This window comes from Streptococcus humanilactis, assembly GCF_019448275.1.
Classification (GTDB): domain Bacteria; phylum Bacillota; class Bacilli; order Lactobacillales; family Streptococcaceae; genus Streptococcus; species Streptococcus humanilactis.
In genome coordinates this window covers 1-24,042 of record NZ_JAHXBZ010000002.1, presented here as the reverse complement: position 1 = coordinate 24,042, position 24,042 = coordinate 1, and the positions used below count along the sequence as shown (strand labels likewise).

Annotated in this window: 21 protein-coding genes, 9 tRNA genes, 1 pseudogene and 1 riboswitch; of the genes and pseudogenes, 8 read left to right on the top strand and 23 right to left on the bottom strand. The window is 40.4% G+C overall.

Going from position 1 to position 24,042, the window contains the following annotated elements; all coding sequences use genetic code 11:
• Positions 1–120: 120 nt before the first annotated feature.
• The 4 genes from KV696_RS04315 to KV696_RS04300 all read left to right on the top strand — a co-directional run bounded on the left by KV696_RS04315 (position 121) and on the right by KV696_RS04300 (position 3,754).
• Positions 121–948, top strand: a complete 828-nt coding sequence (locus tag KV696_RS04315; RefSeq protein ID WP_173276489.1) for an exodeoxyribonuclease III — start codon at positions 121–123, stop codon at positions 946–948.
• An 11-nt stretch (positions 949–959) separates the two neighbouring features.
• Entirely contained in the window at positions 960–1,346 is a 387-nt protein-coding gene (locus KV696_RS04310; protein ID WP_173276488.1) for a bleomycin resistance protein, read from the top strand.
• A 339-nt stretch (positions 1,347–1,685) separates the two neighbouring features.
• Positions 1,686–1,781: riboswitch (purine riboswitch) on the top strand.
• A 129-nt stretch (positions 1,782–1,910) separates the two neighbouring features.
• Entirely contained in the window at positions 1,911–2,492 is a 582-nt protein-coding gene (locus tag KV696_RS04305) for a xanthine phosphoribosyltransferase (protein ID WP_000770403.1), read from the top strand.
• A complete protein-coding gene (locus KV696_RS04300) occupies positions 2,492–3,754 on the top strand; it encodes a nucleobase:cation symporter-2 family protein (protein WP_061759227.1) in 1,263 nt (420 codons plus the stop codon). The genes KV696_RS04305 and KV696_RS04300 overlap by 1 nt, the downstream gene beginning before the upstream one ends.
• A gap of 32 nt (positions 3,755–3,786) precedes the next feature.
• Here the strand turns inward: KV696_RS04300 and KV696_RS04295 are convergent, their stop codons facing one another.
• From KV696_RS04295 to KV696_RS04285, 3 genes are all read right to left on the bottom strand, one after another.
• Entirely contained in the window at positions 3,787–4,191 is a 405-nt protein-coding gene (locus tag KV696_RS04295; RefSeq protein ID WP_218764316.1) for a PaaI family thioesterase, read from the bottom strand.
• 69 nt (positions 4,192–4,260) lie between these two features.
• Entirely contained in the window at positions 4,261–5,742 is a 1,482-nt protein-coding gene (locus KV696_RS04290; RefSeq protein ID WP_219967054.1) for a UDP-glucose--hexose-1-phosphate uridylyltransferase, read from the bottom strand.
• Positions 5,743–5,760: 18 nt separating this feature from the next.
• Positions 5,761–6,939, bottom strand: coding sequence for a galactokinase (locus tag KV696_RS04285; RefSeq protein ID WP_219966973.1), 1,179 nt, complete (start codon positions 6,937–6,939; stop codon positions 5,761–5,763).
• A 164-nt stretch (positions 6,940–7,103) separates the two neighbouring features.
• On the opposite strand from KV696_RS04285, the gene galR reads away from it, so the two are divergent.
• A complete protein-coding gene (gene galR, locus KV696_RS04280) occupies positions 7,104–8,108 on the top strand; it encodes a LacI family DNA-binding transcriptional regulator (protein WP_219966972.1) in 1,005 nt (334 codons plus the stop codon).
• Positions 8,109–8,169: 61 nt separating this feature from the next.
• Here the strand turns inward: galR and KV696_RS04275 are convergent, their stop codons facing one another.
• Positions 8,170–9,027, bottom strand: a complete 858-nt coding sequence (locus tag KV696_RS04275) for a cation diffusion facilitator family transporter (protein ID WP_219966971.1) — start codon at positions 9,025–9,027, stop codon at positions 8,170–8,172.
• Positions 9,028–9,159: 132 nt separating this feature from the next.
• Between KV696_RS04275 and KV696_RS04270 the strand changes: the two genes are divergently transcribed.
• Positions 9,160–9,696, top strand: a complete 537-nt coding sequence (locus KV696_RS04270; RefSeq protein WP_219966970.1) for a TetR/AcrR family transcriptional regulator — start codon at positions 9,160–9,162, stop codon at positions 9,694–9,696.
• A gap of 137 nt (positions 9,697–9,833) precedes the next feature.
• Here the strand turns inward: KV696_RS04270 and KV696_RS04265 are convergent, their stop codons facing one another.
• The 10 genes and pseudogenes from KV696_RS04265 to KV696_RS04220 form a co-directional block, all read right to left on the bottom strand.
• On the bottom strand, positions 9,834–11,354 hold the full coding sequence (locus tag KV696_RS04265; RefSeq protein ID WP_219966969.1) for an ABC transporter permease/substrate-binding protein: 1,521 nt from the start codon (positions 11,352–11,354) through the stop codon (positions 9,834–9,836).
• Positions 11,347–12,075, bottom strand: coding sequence for an ATP-binding cassette domain-containing protein (locus KV696_RS04260; RefSeq protein ID WP_061087643.1), 729 nt, complete (start codon positions 12,073–12,075; stop codon positions 11,347–11,349). Before KV696_RS04260 ends, KV696_RS04265 begins: the two co-directional genes overlap by 8 nt.
• A 14-nt stretch (positions 12,076–12,089) precedes the next feature.
• A pseudogene (locus KV696_RS04255) lies at positions 12,090–12,281 on the bottom strand (nuclear transport factor 2 family protein); the annotation flags it as partial.
• Between the two features lie 34 nt (positions 12,282–12,315).
• On the bottom strand, positions 12,316–12,759 hold the full coding sequence (locus KV696_RS04250; protein WP_219966967.1) for a MarR family winged helix-turn-helix transcriptional regulator: 444 nt from the start codon (positions 12,757–12,759) through the stop codon (positions 12,316–12,318).
• Positions 12,760–12,902: 143 nt separating this feature from the next.
• A complete protein-coding gene (locus KV696_RS04245; RefSeq protein WP_219966966.1) occupies positions 12,903–14,096 on the bottom strand; it encodes an O-antigen ligase family protein in 1,194 nt (397 codons plus the stop codon).
• 137 nt (positions 14,097–14,233) lie between these two features.
• A complete protein-coding gene (gene gtfA, locus KV696_RS04240) occupies positions 14,234–15,676 on the bottom strand; it encodes a sucrose phosphorylase (RefSeq protein WP_219966965.1) in 1,443 nt (480 codons plus the stop codon).
• A gap of 319 nt (positions 15,677–15,995) precedes the next feature.
• A complete protein-coding gene (locus tag KV696_RS04235; protein ID WP_219966964.1) occupies positions 15,996–16,829 on the bottom strand; it encodes a carbohydrate ABC transporter permease in 834 nt (277 codons plus the stop codon).
• A 16-nt stretch (positions 16,830–16,845) separates the two neighbouring features.
• Positions 16,846–17,718: a carbohydrate ABC transporter permease gene (locus KV696_RS04230; protein ID WP_001007715.1), complete on the bottom strand. Its 873-nt coding sequence runs from the start codon at positions 17,716–17,718 to the stop codon at positions 16,846–16,848.
• 18 nt (positions 17,719–17,736) lie between these two features.
• A complete protein-coding gene (locus tag KV696_RS04225) occupies positions 17,737–18,987 on the bottom strand; it encodes an extracellular solute-binding protein (protein ID WP_219966963.1) in 1,251 nt (416 codons plus the stop codon).
• 34 nt (positions 18,988–19,021) lie between these two features.
• Positions 19,022–21,184, bottom strand: a complete 2,163-nt coding sequence (locus KV696_RS04220) for an alpha-galactosidase (RefSeq protein ID WP_219966962.1) — start codon at positions 21,182–21,184, stop codon at positions 19,022–19,024.
• A gap of 107 nt (positions 21,185–21,291) precedes the next feature.
• Here KV696_RS04220 and KV696_RS04215 point away from each other — a divergent pair, with 107 nt between their 5' ends.
• A complete protein-coding gene (locus KV696_RS04215) occupies positions 21,292–22,152 on the top strand; it encodes an AraC family transcriptional regulator (protein WP_219966961.1) in 861 nt (286 codons plus the stop codon).
• The gene (birA, locus tag KV696_RS04210; protein ID WP_219966960.1) at positions 22,149–23,084 is read left to right on the top strand and encodes a bifunctional biotin--[acetyl-CoA-carboxylase] ligase/biotin operon repressor BirA; all 936 of its coding nucleotides are present in this window, start codon (positions 22,149–22,151) and stop codon (positions 23,082–23,084) included. The genes KV696_RS04215 and birA overlap by 4 nt, the downstream gene beginning before the upstream one ends.
• Before the next feature lie 126 nt (positions 23,085–23,210).
• Here birA and KV696_RS04205 read toward each other — a convergent pair.
• The 9 genes from KV696_RS04205 to KV696_RS04165 form a co-directional block, all read right to left on the bottom strand.
• Positions 23,211–23,298: transfer RNA gene (locus tag KV696_RS04205), tRNA-Ser, on the bottom strand.
• A gap of 6 nt (positions 23,299–23,304) precedes the next feature.
• A tRNA-Ile gene (locus tag KV696_RS04200) sits at positions 23,305–23,378 on the bottom strand.
• A 34-nt stretch (positions 23,379–23,412) separates the two neighbouring features.
• Positions 23,413–23,483 (bottom strand) — tRNA-Gly (locus KV696_RS04195).
• A 20-nt stretch (positions 23,484–23,503) separates the two neighbouring features.
• Positions 23,504–23,576: transfer RNA gene (locus tag KV696_RS04190), tRNA-Phe, on the bottom strand.
• A gap of 3 nt (positions 23,577–23,579) precedes the next feature.
• Positions 23,580–23,653, bottom strand: a tRNA-Met gene (locus KV696_RS04185).
• Positions 23,654–23,663: 10 nt separating this feature from the next.
• Positions 23,664–23,753: transfer RNA gene (locus tag KV696_RS04180), tRNA-Ser, on the bottom strand.
• Between the two features lie 12 nt (positions 23,754–23,765).
• Positions 23,766–23,839 (bottom strand) — tRNA-Ile (locus tag KV696_RS04175).
• A gap of 13 nt (positions 23,840–23,852) precedes the next feature.
• Positions 23,853–23,926: transfer RNA gene (locus KV696_RS04170), tRNA-Met, on the bottom strand.
• Between the two features lie 5 nt (positions 23,927–23,931).
• Positions 23,932–24,005, bottom strand: a tRNA-Pro gene (locus KV696_RS04165).
• Positions 24,006–24,042 lie beyond the last annotated feature (37 nt).

The following is a 24,042-nucleotide window of genomic DNA, read 5'->3' as shown; positions in this document are numbered from 1 at the left end:
TTAGGGAATTTTTATTTTCTCAGGATAAAGTCTAAAGAGTAATTTTCAAGCCATACGTTGGGGAAATGGACCTTTTTTTGGTATAATAAAATCTATAATCTGAATGAAAAAGGTAACTTTATGAAACTCATCTCATGGAATATTGATTCCCTCAATGCTGCCCTAACTAGTGACTCAGCTCGTGCCAAATTGTCCCAAGAAGTACTACAAACCTTGGTCGCCGAAAATGCTGATATCATCGCTATCCAAGAAACCAAGCTTTCTGCCAAAGGGCCTACAAAGAAACACTTGGAAATTTTAGAAGAACTCTTCCCAGGCTACGAAAACACGTGGCGCTCTTCCCAAGAGCCTGCCCGTAAAGGCTATGCTGGAACCATGTTCCTTTATAAGAAAGAACTCACACCCACTGTCACTTTCCCAGAAATCGGTGCCCCTTCTACCATGGACTTGGAAGGCCGTATCATCACGCTAGAATTTGATGAATTTTTCGTAACCCAAGTTTATACACCAAACGCTGGCGATGGCCTCAAACGCTTGGAAGAACGCCAAGTCTGGGATGTCAAATATGCTGAATACTTGGCTCAACTAGACAAAGAAAAACCAGTCCTTGCGACTGGTGACTACAATGTAGCCCACAATGAAATCGACCTTGCAAATCCTGCCAGCAACCGTCGTTCACCAGGATTTACCGACGAGGAACGTGCTGGATTTACCAACCTCTTGGCAACTGGATTTACCGACACCTTCCGCCACATTCACGGCGATGTTCCAGAACGCTACACTTGGTGGGCACAGCGCAGCAAGACTTCTAAAATCAACAATACAGGCTGGAGAATCGACTACTGGCTCACAAGTAACCGCATCGCTGACAAGGTGACTAAGTCTGATATGATCGACTCAGGAGCTCGCCAAGACCACACACCCATTGTCATGGAAATTGAACTTTAAGGAGGAATGCGATGGACTATCAGCCTGTCATTCCCGAATTTGTGGTATCTGACCTCGAACAGTCGCGCCACTTCTACTGCGACCTGCTAGGATTCTCTGTCGAATACGAGCGTCCAGAGGAGAAATTTCTCTTCCTCTCGCTTGAAGACTGCCAACTTATGCTAGAAGAAGGTAGCACAGAAGAATTAGCCCAACTAACCTATCCTTTCGGGCGCGGTGTCAATATTTCCTTTGGCATTGCAGATGTTCCTCAGCTCCACCAAAAACTGCTGGAAGCTGACTATCCTATCCATCGTCCCCTGACAAAAAGAGAATTTCGAGTAGGAGATAGCTTTATATATCCCCATGAATTTGCAGTTTTGGATCCAGATGGCTATTTTTTAAGATTTAGCGAGTAGAACAATAAAGATTGGGAAAAAGTCTTTAAAGTTAGAAAGAGGCATATTGTCAGGTCTTGAAAAATCTTGATAATATGTCTTTTATGATGAAAAAATCTTCTAATACTCTTCGAAAATCAAATTCAAACCACGTCAGCGTCGCCTTACCGTACTCAAGTACAGCCTGCGGCTAGCTTCCTACTTTGCTCTTTGATTTTCATTGAGTACAAATGTTAGCTTACAATTGAAAATTTGTCTATTTTTCTTCATTTTGTTCGTTTTTTAAATCAAAACACTAACAAAATATTTGATTTCTAAAGTTTTTTGGTGTAAAATAAAAACATTGGTACAAGCCTATTTAAAATTGAATATCGTTTTACTTGTTTATGTCGTGAATTGGCACGACGTTTCTACAAGGTGCCGGAACACCTAACAATAAGTAAGTCAGCTTGAGGTATGGCCTTTTTTGCCATGCCTATTTTGGGGACTTGCTTAGAGATTAAGTAGGTCCTTTTTCTATCAGGTTTTACTGGATAGAAATCTGAAACAAGCAAATGGATTAGCTTTTAGAATTTAGGAGGTCTTATGAAATTATTAGAAGAGCGCATCCTCAAGGATGGGCATATCTTGGGTGATAACATCCTCAAGGTGGATTCCTTTTTAACCCACCAAGTTGACTTTAGCTTGATGCGAGAGATTGGTAAGGTTTTTGCGGAAAAATTCGCTGCTGCTGGCATTACCAAGGTTGTGACCATTGAAGCATCAGGCATTGCCCCAGCCGTTTTTACAGCTGAAGCCTTAAACGTTCCCATGATTTTCGCTAAAAAAGCAAAAAACATCACTATGAACGAAGGTATCTTAACTGCAGAAGTCTACTCCTTTACCAAGCAGGTAACAAGTACCGTTTCTATCGCAGGAAAATTCCTCTCACCAGAGGACAAGGTTTTGATTATCGACGATTTCCTTGCTAACGGCCAAGCTGCTAAAGGCTTGATTCAAATCATCGAACAAGCTGGTGCCACAGTCGAAGCTATCGGTATTGTGATTGAAAAATCCTTCCAAGATGGCCGTGATTTGCTTGAAAAAGCAGGCTACCCTGTTCTATCACTCGCTCGTTTGGATCGTTTTGAAAATGGTCAAGTCGTATTTAAGGAGGCAGATCTCTAATGCAAACTCAAGAAAAACATTCACAAGCAGCCGTTCTTGGCTTGCAGCACTTACTAGCCATGTACTCAGGATCCATCCTGGTTCCCATCATGATTGCGACAGCTCTTGGCTATTCAGCTGAGCAGTTGACCTACCTGATTTCCACTGATATCTTCATGTGTGGGGTAGCAACCTTCCTCCAACTCCAACTCAACAAATACTTTGGAATTGGACTCCCAGTCGTTCTCGGAGTTGCTTTCCAGTCGGTCGCTCCTTTGATTATGATTGGGCAAAGCCATGGTAGTGGTGCTATGTTTGGTGCCCTTATCGCATCAGGGATTTACGTGGTTCTTGTTTCAGGCATCTTCTCAAAAGTTGCCAATCTCTTCCCATCTATCGTAACAGGATCTGTTATTACTACGATTGGTTTAACCTTGATTCCTGTCGCTATTGGAAATATGGGAAATAACGTTCCAGAGCCAACTGGTCAAAGTCTCTTGCTTGCAGCTATCACTGTTCTGATTATCCTCTTGATTAACATCTTTACCAAAGGATTTATCAAGTCTATCTCCATTTTGATTGGACTGGTTGTTGGAACTGCCATCGCTGCTACTATGGGCTTGGTAGACTTCTCTCCTGTTGCGGCAGCACCTCTTGTCCATGTCCCAACCCCACTCTACTTTGGGATGCCAACTTTTGAAATCTCATCTATTGTCATGATGTGTATCATCGCAACGGTTTCTATGGTTGAGTCGACTGGTGTTTATCTGGCCTTGTCTGATATCACGAAAGATCCAATCGATAGCACGCGCCTGCGTAACGGTTACCGTGCAGAAGGTTTAGCTGTACTTCTCGGAGGAATCTTTAACACCTTCCCTTACACAGGATTTTCACAAAACGTTGGTTTGGTTAAATTGTCAGGTATCAAGACGCGCCTGCCAATCTACTACGCAGCTGCTTTCCTGGTTCTCCTTGGACTCCTTCCTAAGTTTGGCGCCCTTGCCCAAATCATTCCTAGCCCTGTCCTCGGTGGTGCCATGCTGGTGATGTTTGGTTTTGTATCGATTCAAGGGATGCAAATCCTCGCCCGTGTTGACTTTGCTAACAATGAACATAACTTCCTTATCGCAGCAGTCTCCATCGCTGCAGGTGTCGGACTAAACAACAGTAATCTCTTTATCAGCATGCCGACAGCCTTCCAAATGTTCTTCTCAAACGGAATCGTCGTAGCTAGTCTACTTGCCATTGTCCTCAATGCCGTATTAAATCATAAAAAGAAATAAGAAAAAGAGGTGCAAGCCTCTTTTTTAGTTATCTATATTCGTACCTGTCTGTCTTCTGACCGCTGACCTGTGACAAACATGGTGAAGGTTGCTTTGCAGACGTTTCTGCCTTCTTGATTGGTAATATCCACATCTACCACACAAGTTGTGCGACCTTGATGGACGCATTCTCCTTTAATGGTCAACACGTCGTCGAGTTTTCCTGCCTTGAGATAGTTGATAGAGGATTGAAGCGTCACTACGTCTAATCCTAGCGAGATGAGCACCAAACCACTAATCTGGTCGCAAAGGGTAAAGAGATAGCCACCATGGGCATAGCCATAGTAGTTGAGCGATGAGTCCACTACTTTTGTCGTCACCACAACGTGACCATCTTTCATCTCTTTAATTTCATAATTTTCAAAAGCTGATATAGCATCAAAGTGAAAATCTTTCATCGTTTCCTCCTGATATTTCAAACGACACTATGATACTACTTTTTATAGGACTGTGCAAGGAGAAAGCTCCTAGTCTGACAAAATTCCGACCTGTCCCACAAAGCGCATAAAGGCTGTCTGCCCTTGTTCCGTTTGCTTGTAAACTCCTGCGTCCTCCAGAACACGCGCAAAGATAGCGCCTACAGAGTCTTTGACGATTTCAAGGGCTTTTTCTTTATCCGCTAGGTCTGGATATTTTACTTTGAGCTGGTCTGCCCATTCCTGATGATAAGTCGCAACTGTATCCCCTTCTCCAACAAGATAGCTGGCGACTTGCTCCACTTCTTCTTTCAAGCGAGGTGGCAAAATAGCCAAGCCCATGACCTCAATCAAGCCGATATTTTCCTTCTTGATATGTTGGACATCCTTGTGGGGATGATAGATGCCGTCAGGATGCTCTAGCGATGTCTGATTGTCTCGCAAGACCAAGTCCAACTCAAACAGTCCATCGCGTTTACGGGCAATCGGTGTAATGGTATGGTGTGGTGTTCTGTTACTTTCTGCCAAGACTTGCACACTTGGATCTGAATACTGACGCCATTCCTGCAAAATCTTGTCAGCTAAGTTGATCAAATCTTCTTTGGAATCCGAGGTCAATCGAATCACTGACATAGGCCACTTGACAATTCCAGCCTTGACCTGTTCAAAACCCGTAAAAGAGAAAGTCTTTTGCAAGGGAGCCAATTCCATAGGAAATACGTGACGGCCTCCCTGATAGTGGTCATGAGTCAGAATAGAGCCACCCACAATCGGCAGGTCTGCATTAGAGCCAGCAAAATATCCTGGAAACTGCTCTACAATAGCCAGTAGACTTTCAAAACTCTGACGACTAATGGCCATAGGACGATGTTGGCCATCTAAAAAGATACAGTGCTCATTAAAGTAAGCATAGGGCGAATACTGGAAGCCCCATTCCTGACCAGCCATTTCAAAACGGATAATACGGTGGTTGCTGCGAGCTGGGTGGTTGATTCGACCATGGTAGCCCTCATTCTCTAGACAAAGCTGACACTGAGGATAATTGCTAGCTTGCACCAACTTGGCTGCCGCGATCTCCTTTGGATCCTTTTCAGGCTTAGAGAGGTTGATGGTAATTTCAAGTTCACCGTAATCAGATGGAACACGATAAGCGATATTTTTAGCAATGGCCTTGAGTTTGATGTAGTCATTTTTCTGACTGAGTTGGTAAAAATCCTCTATCGCCTGCTCAGGAGAGTGGGCATAGGTTTCCCAGAAGTCACGATTGACCTGACTCGGACAAGGAGTCACCAAGTCCATCAGTTCAGTACCAAGGATTTCACGCGCAGTCTGACTATCCTCAATCGTCTCTAATCGAACCGCTTCCTCAACCAACTGGTCCTTGAGGTCAATCAATTTAGCCAGATTGGTCTCAGCTTCCAAAACACCATCTCCCACTCGTGCCAAGACACGATTTGTCAGGTAGGTTCGATCCATTTCCTCAAGAGTACTTTCTGCAATGACATGTGTTACAAATTTATCTACTAAGGTCACCATAGAACCTCCTTTTGACTAATCAAGGACGCGAGTGCCACCTGCAACTTCAGCGATATAGAAGCTTGGAGCGTATCCAACTACTTCCTCGTAGTGTTTTCCTACAGCTTCCTTAAAGGCATCAACAGTATCTTTTTGCACCAAGGCAATGGCACAGCCGCCAAAACCTGCTCCTGTCATACGAGCACCGAGAACACCTTCTTGAGCCCAAGCTGTGTGAACAAGGGTATCCAATTCCAAGCCAGTTACTTCATAGTCATGCTCTAGGGAAACGTGAGAAGCATTCATCAAGCGACCAAATGTGTCCAAATCTCCTGCTTGAAGGGCTACTTGAGCTTTGAGGGTACGTTGGTTTTCCAGCACAGCATGGCGAGCACGTTTCAAACGATTTTCATCTTTAATCAAATAGCTATATTGGTCGAATGCCCACTCGTCTAATTCACCCAAGGTCTGAATATCTAAGGCTGCTTGCAATTCTTCCACTGCTTTTTCACATTCAGCACGGCGTTCATTATATTTAGAATCCGCCAATTCACGGCGTTTATTGGTATTCATGATAACAACGACATTGTCCTTCAAATCAAGTGGCACCAAATCATACTCTAAAGTGCTAGTATCTAAGTAAATAGCACGTTGATCAGCCCCCATACCGATAGCAAATTGGTCCATAATGCCAGAGTTGACTCCGATAAAGTTGTTTTCTGTTTGTTTTCCGATTTTAACCAAATCGAGACGCTCTAGTTTTAAATCAAAGAGATGCTCTACCACGACTCCTGTCAAGAGTTCAAGGGATGCTGAAGAAGATAATCCAGCACCATTTGGGATATTCCCATAAACATAAAAATCAAAACCTTTATCAATCACGTGCCCAGCTTCTTGCAAGAAATGAAGAACCCCTTTTGGATAGTTAGTCCAGCTGTGCTCTTTTTCAAACTTGAGGTCAGCGAGAGGCACTTCGATAATGCCCTTGTCCTCAAAGTTAGCTGAGTAGAAACGCAAGACTTGGTCATCACGTTTGCGAGCAGCCCCATAAGTTCCTAAGGAAATGGCTGCTGGAAATACATGTCCACCATTATAGTCTGTGTGCTCACCAATCAAGTTGATACGACCTGGTGAAAAAAAAGTTTGGTCTGCTTCTTGACCAAAAACGGCAAGAAAGTCTTTGCGAAGAGCTTCAGCAGTAAGATGTTGTGTCATATGATTTCTCCTTTTACTGTCCGTTAAGTCACCTTAACGTGTAATCGTTTTCTTCTATTGTATCCAAGGGATTTCCCAAGGTCAATCCTTTTTACTAAAATTTTACTAAACTATCGGTAAAATACAGAAAAAATATGATATACTAATCTAATCAAGGAGGATTTATGGCTACCTTAAAAGACATTGCACAGTTAGCCTCTGTCTCTATCGCGACCGTATCCCGTGTCCTCAATCGCGACCAGAGCCTATCTGTTACAGAAGAAACCAGACACCGTATTTTAACTGTTGCTGAAGAGTTGGGCTACACTAAGCACCTCAAGACAGGCGAGTCCCACAAGCCCAAGCAAAAGATTGCCATTATCCAATGGGTCAGTGAACAAGGAGAGCTGGACGACCTCTACTACTACCAGATTCGCCTAGGCATAGAAAAAAGAGCCCAAGAGTTGGACTATGATATCTTGCGCTATTTTAATGACCATCCTTTTACCCTGAGCGAGGAAGTGATTGGAATTCTCTGCATCGGAAAGTTTAGCCGAACTCAGATTTCTGCCTTTGAAGAATACCAAAAGCCTCTTGTCTTTCTAGATAGTGATACTCTTTCACTAGGACACACCTGTATTATCACGGACTTTTATACTGCCATGAAACAGGTTGTCGATTATTTCCTCAGTCAAGGGATGAACCGTATCGGGATTCTAACAGGGCTTGAGGAAACAACCGATCAAGAAGGAATCATTGAGGATAAGCGGCTGGAAAATTTTAGGAACTACAGCCAAACAAAAGGGATCTATCATGATGAACTGGTCTTTCAAGGAAGCTTTACCGCCCAGTCTGGCTATGACTTAATGAAAGAGGCTATTCAGAGTTTGGGAGACCAACTGCCACCTGCCTTTTTTGCAGCTAGCGATAGTTTAGCCATCGGTGCCCTCCGTGCCCTCCAAGAAGCTGGAATCAGCCTACCAGACCGTGTCAGCCTCATTTCCTTTAACGACACCAGCCTGACCAAGCAAGTCTATCCTCCCCTCTCTAGCATCACCGTTTATACTGAGGAGATGGGTCGAGCAGGTATGGATATTCTTAACAAGGAAGTACTCCACGGTCGGAAAATCCCTAGCCTGACTATGCTGGGAACCAGACTGACTCTGAGAGAGAGTACAAAGAATGATTAGAATTACAAAACGACCGCTAGCAAGGCTGTTTCTCTAATAATCTCTATGATTCCGCTCCAACTCACACCTTTCGCTTATGTGCTTGGTGACTTTCTAGATCAACATCAACTTCAATGGTAATATTTTGAAAGCCACAATCTTTGAGGAAAATTCGAATAGATTCTTTACAAGTTTCCATATGCTCCATCTCTTTTAAACAAACATGGACAATGGCATTTTTTTCCAAACCATCCATAGTCCAGAGATTAAGCTGATTGATACTAGCGACATGATCCAATTCTGCTAAATCCGTCTTGATCTTCTGGATATCTACTCCTTCTGGCACTGCATCGAGGAATATCTTGAGCGTGCTCCAAAAACGTGGAAGGGCTTTTGACAGAATAAAGAAGGAAATAGCAAGAGACAAGAGCGGATCCAAGATATACCAATCGGTAAATCGAAGAACAATGGCCATCAGGATGACAGCCACCCAACCCAAGGTATCTTCCAGAAAGTGCAGGCTGAGAATGGATTCGTTCTTGGTTTGTCCTTTGCGAATGACGAGACTCGCTAGCACATTGATAGTAATCGCAATAATTCCTAACCAGAAAATCCCCTCATCATTGACCGATTGTGGATGAAAGATTTTCGCTATATTTTCCAAAATGACCAAAACGGACCCTGTCATAAGAATCACAGCTGTTATCATGGCCCCTAAAAGGCTAAAACGCTTGTAGCCCAAGGTATAGTGGCTGTCTTCTTCACGATTGGAGATACTTTCCAAAAAGGCTGAGATCCCAATAGCAATCGCATCTCCCAAGTCATGCACCGAGTCAGCAAGAACTGCACTGGACCCAAACACTCCACCAGCGATAAACTCGACAATGGCATAAGTCAAATTTAAGAAAAAAGCTAGCCAAACAGTATATTTTGCCTTCATATTTCTCATTCCTTTGTTATAATAGATTTATGAACATCTTGTTCATTATCATTATCAACTAAAACTCAAAGAAAGGATAGAAGCAAAAGGTCAGCTTTATTCAGTTCTGAACAATTTGCCTCAAGTGTCCATATGACTAACATTGACCGCCGTATCAGCAAAACCAAAAAAGCCATCTATCAAGCTTTTATACAACTTTTGAATGCTAAGGGCTACGAGGCCACTACTGTTCAGGATATCATTGATCTCGCAGATGTGGGACGATCCACCTTTTACTGTCACTATGAGAGTAAGGAGCTTCTTCTGGACCAGCTCTGCCGCTACCTCTTCCATCATCTTTTTGAAAGAGAAAAATCCATTTCAACTAAGGTTTATCTCGCCCATCTCTTTCTTCATTTTCAGAAAAACCAAGACCATATCACCAGTCTGCTATTCTCCAAAAATGACTACTTCCTTCGCCAACTTCATAAAGAACTGGAGCACCACGTCTATCCCATGCTGGCTGCTGATTTGAAACAAACTCACCCAAGTCTACCTACTTCTTACCTCCAACATTTTGTCGTAACTAACTTTATCGAAACATTGACCTGGTGGCTCAAAAAAGGGCAAGATTTCACAGAACAGGAAGTTGTCCAATTTTATCTAGACCTTCTCATTCTTAAAAATTGAATACAGAGTAGAACTCAGTTACCTTATTTCTAGTTTACTGAGTTTTTTATCTTTTCAACAATCAAAAAAGCCCAGACAAAATTATCTGAGCATTCTTCTATATAGTCGTTTAACCAAGTTGAGTTTAGCTTTTCAAGCTATTTCTTCAGCAAACCTTGTTCTTGTAGAAATTCCTTGGCTACTTGTTCTGCCGACTTACCTTCAACACCGACTTGATAGTTAAGTTGGCTCATCTGGCTTTCTGTAATCTTACCAGCCAATTTATTAAGAACTCTTTCTAATTCTGGATGTTTCTTGAGAAGAGCTTCTTTCATTAGTGGAGCTCCTTGATAAGGTGGGAAGAGTTGTTTGTCATCTTCCAATACCTGTAAATCATAACGCGCCAACTCTGCATCGGTTGAATAGGCGTCCGTGATTTGAATATCGCCTGACTGAATTGCCTGATAGCGAAGAGCTGGCTCCATAGTCGCTACATTGAGATTGAGACCATACATTGATTGCAAGCCCTTATTTCCATCTTCACGGTCATTAAACTCGAGAGTAAAGCCAGCCTTCAACTGCCCTTCCACTTTTTTCAAGTCCGAAATGGTCTTCAAGCCATATTCTTGAGCAATCTTTTTCGGAACAGCTACAGCATAGGTATTTTGATAAGACATAGGTTTGAGATAGGATAGATGATCCTGTTTGGCAATGCCATCACGCGCTACCTGATAAACCTGCTCTGGCTCATGACTCACTTTAGGTGATGGCTGAAGTAAACTTTCAGTCACCGTTCCTGTAAATTCAGGATAGATGTCAATATCGCCTTTTTTCAGAGCTTCATAGAGAAAGCTTGTTTTCCCAAAATTCGGTTTAACAGTCGCAGTCATGCTGGTATTTTCTTCAATCAGTAATTTATACATATTGGCCAAAATTTCTGGTTCTGGACCCAATTTCCCAGCAATGACCAAGTTTTCTTTCTCTTTTTGAGCTAAGAGGGCTGGACTATAAGATAGACCGAGCAATATTGCCACCAAGGCAAAACCAGAAAAAATCGTCCGCAATTTTGCCTTTTCCATCACTTTTAGTAGGAAGTTAAAGGCAATGGCAAGCACTGCAGAAGAAAGGGCCCCAATCAAAATCAGACTGGCATTATTACGGTCAATTCCCAAAAGGATAAAGGAACCCAGTCCCCCTGCACCAATCAAAGCAGCCAAGGTTGCCGTACCGATAATCAAGACAGCTGCCGTCCGAATCCCAGACATGATAACCGGCATGGCAAGTGGAATTTCAAACTTCTTGAGACGTTCCCATCTGGTCATCCCAAAGGCAATCCCAGCCTCTTGCAGACTCGGATCAATTCCCTTGAGTCCAGTGATGGTATTTTGTAAAATCGGAAAGATCGCATAGATCACTAGAGCTGTCAAAGCTGGCAAGGTTCCAATTCCCATCAAAGGAATAAAGAGCCCCAACAAGGCCAGTGACGGGATAGTCTGGAAAATCCCTGCAATCTGCAAGACCCAATCTGCCAGCTTCTCATGATAGCGAAGATAGACAGCTAAGGGAATCGCAAGCAAAATAGCTAGTAACAAGGTCAATAGTGACAACTGCAAATGTTGAGATAGAGCTGTCAACCAATCACTAAAACGATCCTGAAAAGTTGCAATTAAATTAGTCATGAACACTACCTCCAAACAAGTCTGCTACAAATTCTGTGGCAGGAGCTTTTAAAATAGTCTCGGGATTCGCCACCTGGCGAATTTCTCCATCCTGCAAAACTGCAATACGGTCCGCCAACTTCAAGGCTTCATCCGTATCATGGGTTACAAAAATAGTTGTCATCCCAAACTCTTTATGCAATTCTTTAGTCAGAACCTGCAACTGTTTTCTCGAAATAGCATCCAAGGCTGAAAAAGGTTCATCCATGAGGAGAATCTTAGGCTGACCAATCATAGCACGAACAATACCGATCCGTTGCTGTTCTCCACCAGATAATTCACTAGGCAAACGATGCCCATACTCAGCCACTGGTAAACCAACCTTTGCCAAAAGCTCTTCTGTTTTCTGAGCAATTTCTTCCTTAGTCCAGCCCTTCATCTCTGGAATCAGGGCAATATTTTCCGCAACCGTTAGATTTGGAAAGAGAGCAATGGCCTGTAAAACATAACCTGTAGATAGACGAAGTTCACGTTCATCATAGTCTTTGATGCGCTTGCCATCCATGTAAATATTTCCATCAGTTGGTTCCAAAAGACGATTAATCATCTTGATCATGGTCGTCTTACCGGACCCAGATGGACCAACTAAAACCATAAACTCGCCATTCTCAATCCGTAAATTAACATCTCTCAAGACATCTTTTTCTGTGTAGCGTAAAGCTACATTTTTGTATTCAATCATTCTGTATCCTCAATTTAAAACTTCCCTCGATTGGTCAAGTCTTCTACCTTAGGCATGACTTCCTTATTGTCCCAATGCTCCACAATTTTCCCGTTTTCTAGACAGAAGATATCATACTGGGCATAGGCAACTCCACCAATCTGAGTCTGACCATAGCTAACCACATAGTTTCCTTGTCCTAAGAGTTTGAAAACAAAGTCAAAAGTGGCCTTTACTTATAAACAGCTAATTTGCTCCATTTTAAACCTCATTTTCCTCCTCTTTTAGATTAGCCAAAATTCTTTCTTGAAAGGCTTCAAACTGACGAATTTCTTCCTCTGAAAATCCTTTGTAAAAGATCGTATCCAATTTCTGACTGACACGATGCCCCACTTCTTTCTGAGACTGCCCCAACTCTGTTAAAACCAAATACTTCTTACGCTTATCTTCTCCACATGGACTAATAGCTACAAGATTTTGTTCCTCTAGCTTTTTAATCATAGTCGTCAGTGTATTGTTAGCAAGCCCAGTTGCCAGAGCAATATCTGTCGCAGTTGCGCAGCCAGTTTCACTATTCCATAAAACCGCTAAAATCTTCCCCTGTTCACTCCGATAAAGAGCTTCAGGATCCCGACTTAGTAACTTTTGAAAAATCCGCCCATTCAATAAACGAATATGATGGGCTAGCAAATGACTATCTTTCATGACACCTCCAATTTATTTCCATATCGAAATGAATAAAATAATTGTAACACTCATTATTCTAACTGTCAACTATTTCGATTTAGAAATAATTTTTCCAAGTAAAAAATCTCCTACCCAAGATAGAAGATTTTAATCTTATAAACTTAATCCGTCATATCCGATACCAAAGTTCGATGCTCCAATGGAATACTGCACATAACTAGCAAGAAAATGAAACCTGATTGAATCCAGAAGAGGGCCAAGTCAAAGATTCCATGCACAGCAACCACTGTAAGGAAAGACAGATAAAGACCGATAATCGGACGTTTCCCCGACTCCTGACTCATATCCATCATCAAGCGAACAGGAGCAACAGAAGACAAAACTAATAAAATAGTCCCCACAATTCCGTAACTCAGAATCGTATCGATATATAGACTGTGAGCATGTTCATGATAAGGAGCATTTATCCGAGGATACGAGTGCATGTAGGTCAATGGCCCTTCACCCCAAAAAGGATTTTGCTTAAACAAGGCCATCCCAGCATCCCAGATAGAAATGCGTTCTTCCATAGAAGAGTCTAAAGTCCCCATCCGAACTCCCAAATCACTAGAAAAGAGGAAGCTCAAGCCAATCGCAAAAACCCCAATACTTAGCCAAAAGGCCTTCCAGTTTTTAATGGTCGTAAAGAGATAGATAATGGCTCCAGCGATAATAGCAGGAAAGGCAGTTCGATTTTGCGTAAAGTTCAAACCAAAGAGATTCACAAAGCCTGCAAACACACAGAATACTTTCAACCAATTCAACTTGGTCGTTGTAAACAAATAGAAGGCAATCATGATACAGAAACAACAAATAATTCCATAATAATTAGGATTAAAGAAGGTCACTTCTGCACGATTCTGATGCCACACCTGCATATTGGGTGAAAGAAAAGCATAGTTGAATTTCTTCACAATTTGGAAATGTTCTAAACTCGCAAAAGCAGCTGACAAGACGCTACCAAACAAGACGAGCTGCAAAATCAATCGAAAGAATTTATGTGATAAAATCGACTGATAATGCAAAAAGAAAACAGTGAATAGAAGCATTCCTACTGAAGCCACAAGACCCATCCAATTTTGTGCAAAAATGGATATAACAGTACTATAGCCAAGAAAAAGAAGCAGCATTGGATGCTCACCCATTTTCTGAAGAATACTTTTCATGTCTCCTGTAAAAATTAAACTGATAATATATAAACAGAATACAACTACAAAAAGATAAAAGGGTAAAAAGATACTCAGGATAATTCCCAATAAAGTCAGCTCTTTACTAGACAACCCTTTCAGCTTTTCAATAAAGCCTATTGATTTCAAAATGAATCCTTTCTCTCCAAATCAACTGATTCAGATAATAGTAAGCTACCCTTTATTGTACCACTTTTTTAGCAATTTGAAAACAAAGGAAACGTTTTCTAAAATAAAAACCCTATTTTATCAACTATATCAAAGCCTCAAAATGTTACTTCAATTCCGTTCTCAATTACCCGATAAATCTGATTTTGCAAATCAATTTCTGCTACTGCTGTTACGGACTTATCTTTATTTTGACGTTTGATTACAATGCTGTGGGCTGTTGGTGTTTCAACGTCAATAGTTCCTTCTAAATCAAAGGCCTCTGAACGATTACGGAAAGAAAAGAGATTGAGAAGTGCCTTCACCACAGGACGTTGGACTTCTTCTGCTATTTCCTCATTGCTATAGTAATGACGATTAATATTTCGACCTTCTTTAGTTTCTTCTAATAATTTCAAATCATTCTTGCCTGCTAATAGACCTACATAGTAAACCTGAGGAATACCTGGGGCAAATGCTTGAATTAAGCGTGCAAGGAAATACTTGACATCATTATCTCCAAGCGCAGAATAGTAGGTTGAATTGATTTGGTAGATATCTAAATTGTTATACTCGGCACTAGAGTACTTACGTTTGACATTTGCTCCAACCTTATAGAGTTCATTTGAAGCATAGTCAATCTCCTCATCGGTCAGGATATCCTTGACATCCACCACTCCAATCCCATCATGGGTATCTAGTGTCGTAAATTGCTTCATTGGGCTCATCTTTAACCACTTAGCCAAACGCTCTGTTCTGGAACTGTAAAGAGTATAAAGCGTCACCATTGGAAGAGCAAAATCATAAACATAGTAATCCTGATCCGCTATTTTAAACTGAATCGAATAATGTTCATGAATCTCAGGTAAGAGCTCTGTCCCATACTCAGCAGCGATATCTCGAACTTTGTCCAATAAATCCCAAATATCTGGTTCCACAAAGAAATCATTAGTATCCAATTTCTTCACTGCATAAGCAAAAGCATCTAGACGAATCAAATCACACCCATTACTTGCCAAGTGCTGAATGGTCTTACGGATAAATTCCATCGTTACTTCTTTGGTCACATCAAGATCAATCTGCTCCTCACCAAAGGTATTCCACAAATGTTCTACTGAACCATCTTCAAACACAATCTCTTGCTTTGGTGCACGATCCTTACGCTTGTAAATTAAATCTACATCAAACTGTGTCGGACGGTTTTCTGGCCAAAACTTATCCCAGTTTAAAAAGAGATCTTTAAATTCACTGGCTTCATGTTTTTCTTGATAGTCCTTATAATACTTGGATTGACGAGAAATATGATTAATCATAAAGTCAAACATAAGATAATATTTCTCACCTAAACGCTTAACATCCTCCCAATCACCAAAAGCTGAGTCCACTTCGTCGTAGTCAACTGGCGCAAATCCACGATCACCTGTTGATGGGAAAAATGGTAGAAGGTGAACTCCTCCAATAGCATCTCCAAAATGCTCTTCCAAATTCTCATATAAGTCCTTAAGATTATTTCCAAGACTATCTGAATAGGTAATCAACATGGTTTTATTTTGAATTGGCATCATTACTCTCCTTTTTTAATTGAAGCCAAGTCTCGTATGACCTGGCTTCGTAAATGAAATTCATGTTATACTCTTCGAAAATCTCTTCAAACCACGTCAGCTTTATCTGCAACCTCAAAGCTGTGCTTTGAGCAACCTGCGGCTAGCTTCCTAGTTTGCTCTTTGATTTTCATTGAGTATTAAATCTCTGTTTATCATCAAACTCGTACTAAATATAGACTTCAATAAACTAAGTACTACTTTCTTGTCTTCTACATAGAATTATCAACAAGCTGAACCCTTCCTCTGTGTCAAAGACTATAGATTCCATGAGTTCTTCTTACTTCACTGCTCCGTTGCTCATTCCTGAAATAATATGTTTTTGGAAGATGAGGTAGACGACAGTAATTGTTACAATTCCCACAATATAGGATGCAAAACTTGGCCCATAGTCATTAAAATACTGACCTTGGTAGTTGTACTGGAAGAGAGGCAAAGTCCACATCTTGGAATCCTTATTCAAAATCAACAGTGGCAACATAAAGTCATTCCAGAACCATAATGCATTGATAATCAAGGTTGTAGCATGCATGGGCTTCAGCATTGGAAAGATAATTCGACGGTAAGTTGTAAATCGATCACCCCCATCAATTTCTGCAGCTTCATCTAAACTATCTGGTACACTGATTTTAATATAACCAACATACAAGAAAAGAGTCTGTGGAATTGCATAAGTTAGATAAAGTAGTACCAACCCCCACATATTTGCCAGGCCGAGTTTGCTCATCATAACTGTGATAGGAATCATAATCACCTGAAATGGAACAAATATCCCTAAGATCAAGAGCGAATACATAATTGCAAAGACTTTTTTCTTGGACATATTTCGAGCAATGGAATAGGCTGCAGCTGGTATAAAGAATGCTACTACAATCAATGATAACACCGTAATAACAGCTGAATTCCAGAAATAGCCTCCAATCCCATCCGAAACCAATCGTTCATAATTGCTTAATGTAAAAGGATTTGGCAAACCAAAGAAATGATTCATGATATCCTTGGTTGTCTTGAAGGAACTAAAAACCGTTACCAACAAAGGAACAAGTATGAGAATACTACCTACTACCAAGAGGACATACTTCCAAAACTGATTCAATTTTTCTTCTTTTTTCATGTGTAAGACTCCCCTATTAGATTTCAAATTTCTTTGATAGTTTGATTTGGATAAGAGAAACAATTCCAATAATTAAGAATAGAATCAAGGCAATTGCATTCGCATATCCATATTGATTACTCTTGAAGGCATAGTTATAGACTAAAAGACCAAGAGACGTTGTAGCATTATTTGGACCACCACTCGTCAAGGCAAAAATTTGGTCAAAGGCAGTCAAACCGGACTTAAGAGCTAGGATAAAAACCATAGAAATCGTTGGCAACAAATATGGTAATTCAATCTTCCAAAAAGTTTGTTTGCTTGTTGCACCATCAATTGATGCTGCCTCCAAAATATCAGATGGAATACTCTGAAGGCCAGCAAGAAAGAGAATAATTGGCATTGCTACTCCTTGCCATAGAAGAACAAAAATAGTTGCCACTACCGCTCCGATTGGTGTTCCTAATAGACTTTCTTGTAAAAAACTAATTCCTAAAATTTTTCCAATCGTTGGAAGACCATAGTTAAAGAATTGTTTAAAAATCAAGGAAACTGTCAAACCAGACAAAACCGCTGGGAAAAAGAACCAAGCTCTAAAGAAGGTCTGCCCTTTCATCTTAGAATTTAAGGCTCGAGCCACAACCATCCCAATTGTAATCTCTCCAATAATCAATGCCAGGGTTAAAATTAAAGTAAAAGCAATGGCTGTGAAGAATTTCCCATCAATCATCAGCAATTTGTAGTTATTCAGACCAACAAATTTATAATTATAGGTCAATCCAGTCCAGTTAGTCAAACTATAGAAAGCACCTTGTACCATCGGAAAGTAAAAGAAGATAGCTTGTAATGCAAGCGGGATGAGCAAAAAAGTCCAACCCCAGTATTTATTTAAAATTTTTCGAATAGCCATATCATCTTAACTCCTATTCTAGTCCAAATCTGCCTTCATTGGATTAAAGAAAGCATTGAGATTGTTTGCCATATTTTTCAGATTTTTATCCATCAAGTAACCTGCACTTAGATTGAAAAAATCTTCTTCAGAATTCCAGTGTTGGCCCAACCAAACATAATGTTTATCCGTAAATGCTAGTTTAGAAATCTCTGCAAGTGCTGAATCTTCTTTTTCCTGTACACCTTTTACAGCAACTGGTGATCCATCCACATCATAATATTCTTGCATAGCTTTTGAACTAGTCATATAGCTGATAAATTCTTCGGTTTCTTTAGGATGTTTGGTAGTAGCTGAAGTTGATAATGCCATGTCCCCTGCACCAACAGTGACTTCTTTTCCTACTTCTTCTCCTGGGAAGGCAAACATCCCCACATCAAATTTTGGATCCTGTTGATTAATTGCCGCTAATGCCCATGATCCTTGTGGCATCATCAAGGCTTTTTCATTCGAAAATGCTACCACCGCATCGTTATAAGAGGCACCACGCCATCCATCTTGAGCATTCTCCGCCAACAAATCTAGTCGTTCTGCATCTGCTTTTAAAATAGCATCATCTGCAGAGATAGCGTTTGGTTTTGAAAAGCGAAGGTAATTATTAGCTGCGTCTCCACTGCCTGTAATAGTAATGAGAGAAAGTTGGTGATAACCGTTTAATGTCCATCCTTCATTGCCTGCAACTGCAAACGGAGAATTCCCACTATCTTTTATCTTTTTAACAATCTCTTGAAACTCTTTAAAAGTCTTCGGTTCCTCAAGTCCTAATTCTTTAAACTTTGTTTTATTATAATAGATTCCATAAAGATTAGCAGTTAAAGGCACACTATAAATCTTGTTATTGATTGCATACTTTTCTGCATAGTCATTCTTAATATTCTCAAGATAGGACTTCCCTGTCATATCTGAAAAGTAACCTGCTTTTGCCCACTCCTGAAAATCCATATTTTGAGGATAGATATTAACAATATCTGGAACATCTCCTGATAAAATCCGAGTCTTCAGAACAATGCCAGCTGCCGGAACAGTCGTCAGTTTTACATCAATAGTAGGATGATCCTTTTCAAAATGATCTACAATTTTTTGCAAAGTATCCGCCATTTCGGTCTTCTGGTTAAAAAATTCAATCGTTACCTTTCCATCAGTCGATTGACTATTCTGACCACAAGCTGCTATGCCTAGTAAACTAACCCCAGCTACTAAAATAAAACCTGCTTTCTTATACCATTTCATTGGAAAGCCTCCTTTATAAAATTATACACCTTTATTATAGTCTTCTAAAAATATACTGTCTACTCAAAAAATCTCCTTGGGATAAGATAACAGTTGAGCCTGCATACATGAGTTCTGCACCTGAGTAAACTTCGCCATTTTCCTGTAATTCATACAGTCCCTCTTCATCCAAATCTTTTAATTTTAAAGTTGTTTCCATGGCCTCTACAACTGACAAAACGCGAACGTAGGTTACAATCGTTTGATTTCCGTAGTTAAATTGTACAGCTGCTTCATTGGATGCAGTATCAGGGTTAATGAGTCTATACTGTTGTCCTAACTGAACTACTGGTCGTAATTCTTTGTACAAGTTTACCTGCGTTCTAATGTCTTCTTTTGCTTTCTCAGTCAGACTTGTCAAATCAAGCTCATAACCCAAATTTCCCATCATTGCCACATGACCACGTGTTTCTAATGGTGTCGTTCGCCCCATCTGATGATTCGGTACTGCTGACACATGAGCCCCCATAGAAATGGTTGGATAGAGATAGGATGAACCGTATTGAATTGGTAAACGTGCAATAGCATCAGTATTATCACTAGCCCAGACTTGTGGGAAATAGCGCATCATACCAAGATCATTTCGTCCACCCCCACCAGAGCAGGACTCAAAGAGAATATGGCTGTGCTTCTCTGTCAGATAAGCGACAAGTGCATAAAGCCCCAGCATGTACTGATGAGATTGCATCTGCGTCTCTAGATAGTTCGAACCATTCCCCAGGTTAGTCATATTACGATTCATATCCCATTTGATGTAATCAATCTCATGATAAGATAGGAGTTCATCTAAGACATTTTTCAAGTATTCTACTACCTGAGGATTGGCAAGATTAAGTACTAGTTGATTTCTAGAATAGGTATGTTCATATCCTGGAACCTGAATAGCCCAGTCAGGATGTTTACGATACAAATCACTATCTACAGAAATCATCTCAGGTTCTAACCAAAGCCCAAACTGCAAACCTCTTTCATGGATAGCTGAAATCAGACTTTCTAGGCTTCCACCCAGTTTTTGCTCATTAACAACCCAATCACCTAAAGCCCGATTATCATCAAAGCGATTACCAAACCACCCATCATCTAATACAAAAAGTTCAATTCCAACTTTCTTAGCTTCATCTGCTAACTCTAACAGTTTTTCTCTCTGAAAGTCAAAGTAAGTAGCTTCCCAGTTATTAATTAGAATTGGGCGTTCTTTTTTAGAAAATTTACTTGGCATAATGTGCTTCAGTACAAAATTCTGACTTTCATGACTAACACCAGTTAATCCCTTATCTGAATAGGTCATTAAAGCTACCGGTGTTTCAAAGTATTCCTCAGGGTCTAACTTCCAAGAAAAATTTTCCGGATTAATTCCAATAGCCAACCGAACTTCATTCAATTGATTCTTTTGAACAAAAGCTTCAAAGTTTCCACTATACATTAGTTGAATAGCAAACACATTTCCAGCATCCTCTGTGACTCCTTGATCACATAAGAGAAGAGCTGGTGTTTGAGCATGCCCAGAAGCCCCACGGTTCGAACTAATCGAAAAGATTCCTTGTTCTACCTGTTGACGTCTGACAGTCTTTTCACGAGCATAAGCACCCTGCAGAGTTACGATTTCATAATCTGCAGCTGGAACATCAGCCATAAAAGAAAAATCTTTATGGATGACAACTTCCTGATTACTATTATTTTCCAATTTACTGTAGCTAGCAATTGTCGAATCATTATTAAAAGCAGTATAATACAAATTCAGACTAAGATGAGCCTTAAAATCTTCTAACATTAAGACAAGAGTCTCTGTATCGTCCATACTATGTGGAGAAGGTAAGCCCTGTGGACCATTCTGACCTTTTAAAATCTTTGCTTCTACAAATCGAAAGTCTGTTACTTCAGTTGCATCATGTTGAACCTGTAAAGTTGGTTTTCTAAAGTCACCCAAACCATGTTGCCCAAAAATTTGACGTTGCGTATCCAAACTAAAGGTTCGATTAGTAGCTGTTGGATTTCCTGAAAAGGCATGATCTCGTTCATAAATACTATTGGAACCTTTATAGTTCTTAATAGTCTTTCCTAAATGTTTCAAAAGTAAGTAGCCATTTCGATTTTCAATAATCAAACTTAGATTTTTACTCTCAACATAAAATAGATTATTCTCTATCCTAACTCCCATTTACTTCACCTCATCACTTTATTGACTATATTTTATCAACTGAAATCGCTTTCTAAAATAGAAAAATGTCTCAAGAATATGGTAAAATGTTAGGTAGGAGGTAGCACATGCTAGTTTTTTCAGAATACCAGACTGGAACAATTGACCTTTCTCTAAGCTTTTATGGATATGAGGAATGTACACCTAATTACTCTTTTGGTCCAGCCATTCGTGATACATACGTTCTACATTACATTACTAAAGGACAAGGAAAATTTCATTACAAGGGTAAAATTGTTGATTTAAAAGAAGGAGATTTCTTTCTATTAAAACCAGATGAACTAACCTTTTATCAAGCAGATAGTGAAGAACCTTGGTCCTACTACTGGTTAGGAATCACTGGAGGGAAAGCTCCTGATTATTTTGCTCTTTCTCAAATTTCTGACCAATCCTATCTCATCCAATCTGAAACTTGTCATACCCAGTCTACTGCAAAACTCATCTCAGACATTGTCCGCTTCGCTCAGATTACAAAATCAAATGAATTAGCTCAACTCCATATCATGGGACAGCTCCATGAACTGATGTTTCATCTGGGAACTATTGCTCCCAATCAGAAAAAAAAGAATATTTCATCAACCTACCAACTCTATCTTGAATGTAAAAGATTAATTGATAGCCACTATCCTCAATCACTTACAATACAAGATTTAGCAAAAGAACTATCCGTTCACAGAAGCTACTTATCAAGCGTATTCAAAGAATTTAATACCTTATCACCCAAAGAATACCTACTCTACGTTCGAATGCACCGAGCTAAACAACTTCTCGAAAATACCCAAGAGTCTATCAAAGTAATTGCATATTCGGTAGGTTTTTCAGATCCACTCCATTTTTCAAAAGCTTATAAACAATACTTTAATCAGACTCCAAGTCATACAAGAAAAGAATATTCCCAACACCAACTAGTGAGAAAGGAAACACTATGAAATCCTACCAAGCCGTCTACCAAATTCTAGCTAAAGAAACCGACTATATCAGCGGAGAAAAGATTGCAGAAGAACTATCACTGACCCGAACATCAATTTGGAAAGCCATCAAGCGTTTAGAACAAGAGGGCATTAAAATTGATAGTATCAAAAACAAAGGCTATAAACTTGTGAATGGAGACCTTATTCTTCCAGAACTTCTAAAACAAAATCTTCCAATTAAAATCAGTTTTAAACCCGAAACACGATCAACACAACTCGATGCAAAAGAAGCAATTGATTTAGGAAATGAAGCAAACACCCTCTATCTAGCTTCCTATCAAACAGCTGGCCGAGGCCGTTTTCAACGTTCTTTCTACTCACCTCAAGGTGGCATTTATATGACACTCCATCTTAAACCCAATCTCCCCTATGACAAATTACCATCCTACACACTACTTGTAGCAGGAGCTATCTACAAAGCCATTAAGAACCTAACATTAATAGATGTCGACATAAAATGGGTCAACGATATCTACCTCAAAAATCATAAAATTGGAGGAATCCTCACTGAAGCAATGACCTCTGTAGAAACAGGCTTAGTCACAGATATCATTATTGGAGTAGGAATCAACTTTACTATTAATGATTTCCCACAAGAATTAAAAGAAAAAGCTGCTAGCTTATTTAAAACTACAGCTCCAATAACAAGGAATGAATTAATCATAGAAATCTGGCGTGCTTTCTTCGAAACACCAGCAGATGAGTTATTATACCTATATAAAAAACAGTCATTCGTTCTTGGAAAAGAAGTTACTTTCACACTAGATCAAAAAGACTACAAGGGACTTGCTAAAGATATCTCAGAAAATGGCAAACTTTTAGTTCAATGTGATAACGGAAAAGAAATCTGGCTCAATAGCGGAGAAATTTCACTCAAGAGTTGGAAGTAATAATAAACTAGCACAACCATAAAAAAACTTCAGATAAGTAATCCAATTAAGTTTTACAAATCTGAAGTTTTTATTCTACTATTCTTAAAAATACAAAAAAAAGAGAGTTATAAACCCTCATTAAAACGGAGAATAAGGGATTCGAACCCTTGCGCCAGTTACCCGACCTAACGATTTAGCAAACCGTCCTCTTCAGCCTCTTGAGTAATTCTCCAATTAATGGGCACGAGTGGACTCGAACCACCGACCTCACGCTTATCAGGCGTGCGCTCTAACCACCTGAGCTACGCGCCCAAGTTAAAAACTTGGTAATTTGAACAAAGTTCAAAGCGGGTGACGAGAATCGAACTCGCGACAACAGCTTGGAAGGCTGTAGTTTTACCACTAAACTACACCCGCATACATACTATAAGTAAAAATGGCGCGAGACGGAATCGAACCGCCGACACATGGAGCTTCAATCCATTGCTCTACCAACTGAGCTACCGAGCCTTATTGCGGGAGCAGGATTTGAACCTACGACCTTCGGGTTATGAGCCCGACGAGCTACCGAGCTGCTCCATCCCGCGTTAATACAAAAGGAGGATGTGGGATTCGAACCCACGCACGCTTTTACACGCCTGACGGTTTTCAAGACCGTTCCCTTCAGCCGGACTTGGGTAATCCTCCATAATATTCAAATGGACCTTGTAGGACTTGAACCTACGACCACTCGGTTATGAGCCGAGAGCTCTAACCAGCTGAGCTAAAGGTCCAACAAGATCATTATAGCGGCGAAGGGGATCGAACCCCCGACCTCCCGGGTATGAACCGGACGCTCTAGCCAGCTGAGCTACACCGCCATATATCGGGAAGACAGGATTCGAACCTGCGACACCTTGGTCCCAAACCAAGTACTCTACCAAGCTGAGCTACTTCCCGAGTTAAATAGAAAAATGCACCCTAGAGGAGTCGAACC

Bases quoted from the DNA above. Each gene is read 5' to 3' on its own strand.
- KV696_RS04315 (WP_173276489.1), top strand. From the start codon at position 121: ATGAAACTCATCTCATGGAATATTGATTCCCTCAATGCTGCCCTAACT.
- KV696_RS04310 (WP_173276488.1), top strand. From the start codon at position 960: ATGGACTATCAGCCTGTCATTCCCGAATTTGTGGTATCTGACCTCGAA.
- KV696_RS04305 (WP_000770403.1), top strand. From the start codon at position 1,911: ATGAAATTATTAGAAGAGCGCATCCTCAAGGATGGGCATATCTTGGGT.
- KV696_RS04300 (WP_061759227.1), top strand. From the start codon at position 2,492: ATGCAAACTCAAGAAAAACATTCACAAGCAGCCGTTCTTGGCTTGCAG.
- KV696_RS04295 (WP_218764316.1), bottom strand. From the start codon at position 4,191: ATGAAAGATTTTCACTTTGATGCTATATCAGCTTTTGAAAATTATGAA.
- KV696_RS04285 (WP_219966973.1), bottom strand. From the start codon at position 6,939: ATGACACAACATCTTACTGCTGAAGCTCTTCGCAAAGACTTTCTTGCC.
- galR (WP_219966972.1), top strand. From the start codon at position 7,104: ATGGCTACCTTAAAAGACATTGCACAGTTAGCCTCTGTCTCTATCGCG.
- KV696_RS04275 (WP_219966971.1), bottom strand. From the start codon at position 9,027: ATGAAGGCAAAATATACTGTTTGGCTAGCTTTTTTCTTAAATTTGACT.
- KV696_RS04270 (WP_219966970.1), top strand. From the start codon at position 9,160: ATGACTAACATTGACCGCCGTATCAGCAAAACCAAAAAAGCCATCTAT.
- KV696_RS04265 (WP_219966969.1), bottom strand. From the start codon at position 11,354: ATGACTAATTTAATTGCAACTTTTCAGGATCGTTTTAGTGATTGGTTG.
- KV696_RS04260 (WP_061087643.1), bottom strand. From the start codon at position 12,075: ATGATTGAATACAAAAATGTAGCTTTACGCTACACAGAAAAAGATGTC.
- KV696_RS04250 (WP_219966967.1), bottom strand. From the start codon at position 12,759: ATGAAAGATAGTCATTTGCTAGCCCATCATATTCGTTTATTGAATGGG.
- gtfA (WP_219966965.1), bottom strand. From the start codon at position 15,676: ATGCCAATTCAAAATAAAACCATGTTGATTACCTATTCAGATAGTCTT.
- KV696_RS04235 (WP_219966964.1), bottom strand. From the start codon at position 16,829: ATGAAAAAAGAAGAAAAATTGAATCAGTTTTGGAAGTATGTCCTCTTG.
- KV696_RS04230 (WP_001007715.1), bottom strand. From the start codon at position 17,718: ATGGCTATTCGAAAAATTTTAAATAAATACTGGGGTTGGACTTTTTTG.
- KV696_RS04225 (WP_219966963.1), bottom strand. From the start codon at position 18,987: ATGAAATGGTATAAGAAAGCAGGTTTTATTTTAGTAGCTGGGGTTAGT.
- KV696_RS04220 (WP_219966962.1), bottom strand. From the start codon at position 21,184: ATGGGAGTTAGGATAGAGAATAATCTATTTTATGTTGAGAGTAAAAAT.
- KV696_RS04215 (WP_219966961.1), top strand. From the start codon at position 21,292: ATGCTAGTTTTTTCAGAATACCAGACTGGAACAATTGACCTTTCTCTA.
- birA (WP_219966960.1), top strand. From the start codon at position 22,149: ATGAAATCCTACCAAGCCGTCTACCAAATTCTAGCTAAAGAAACCGAC.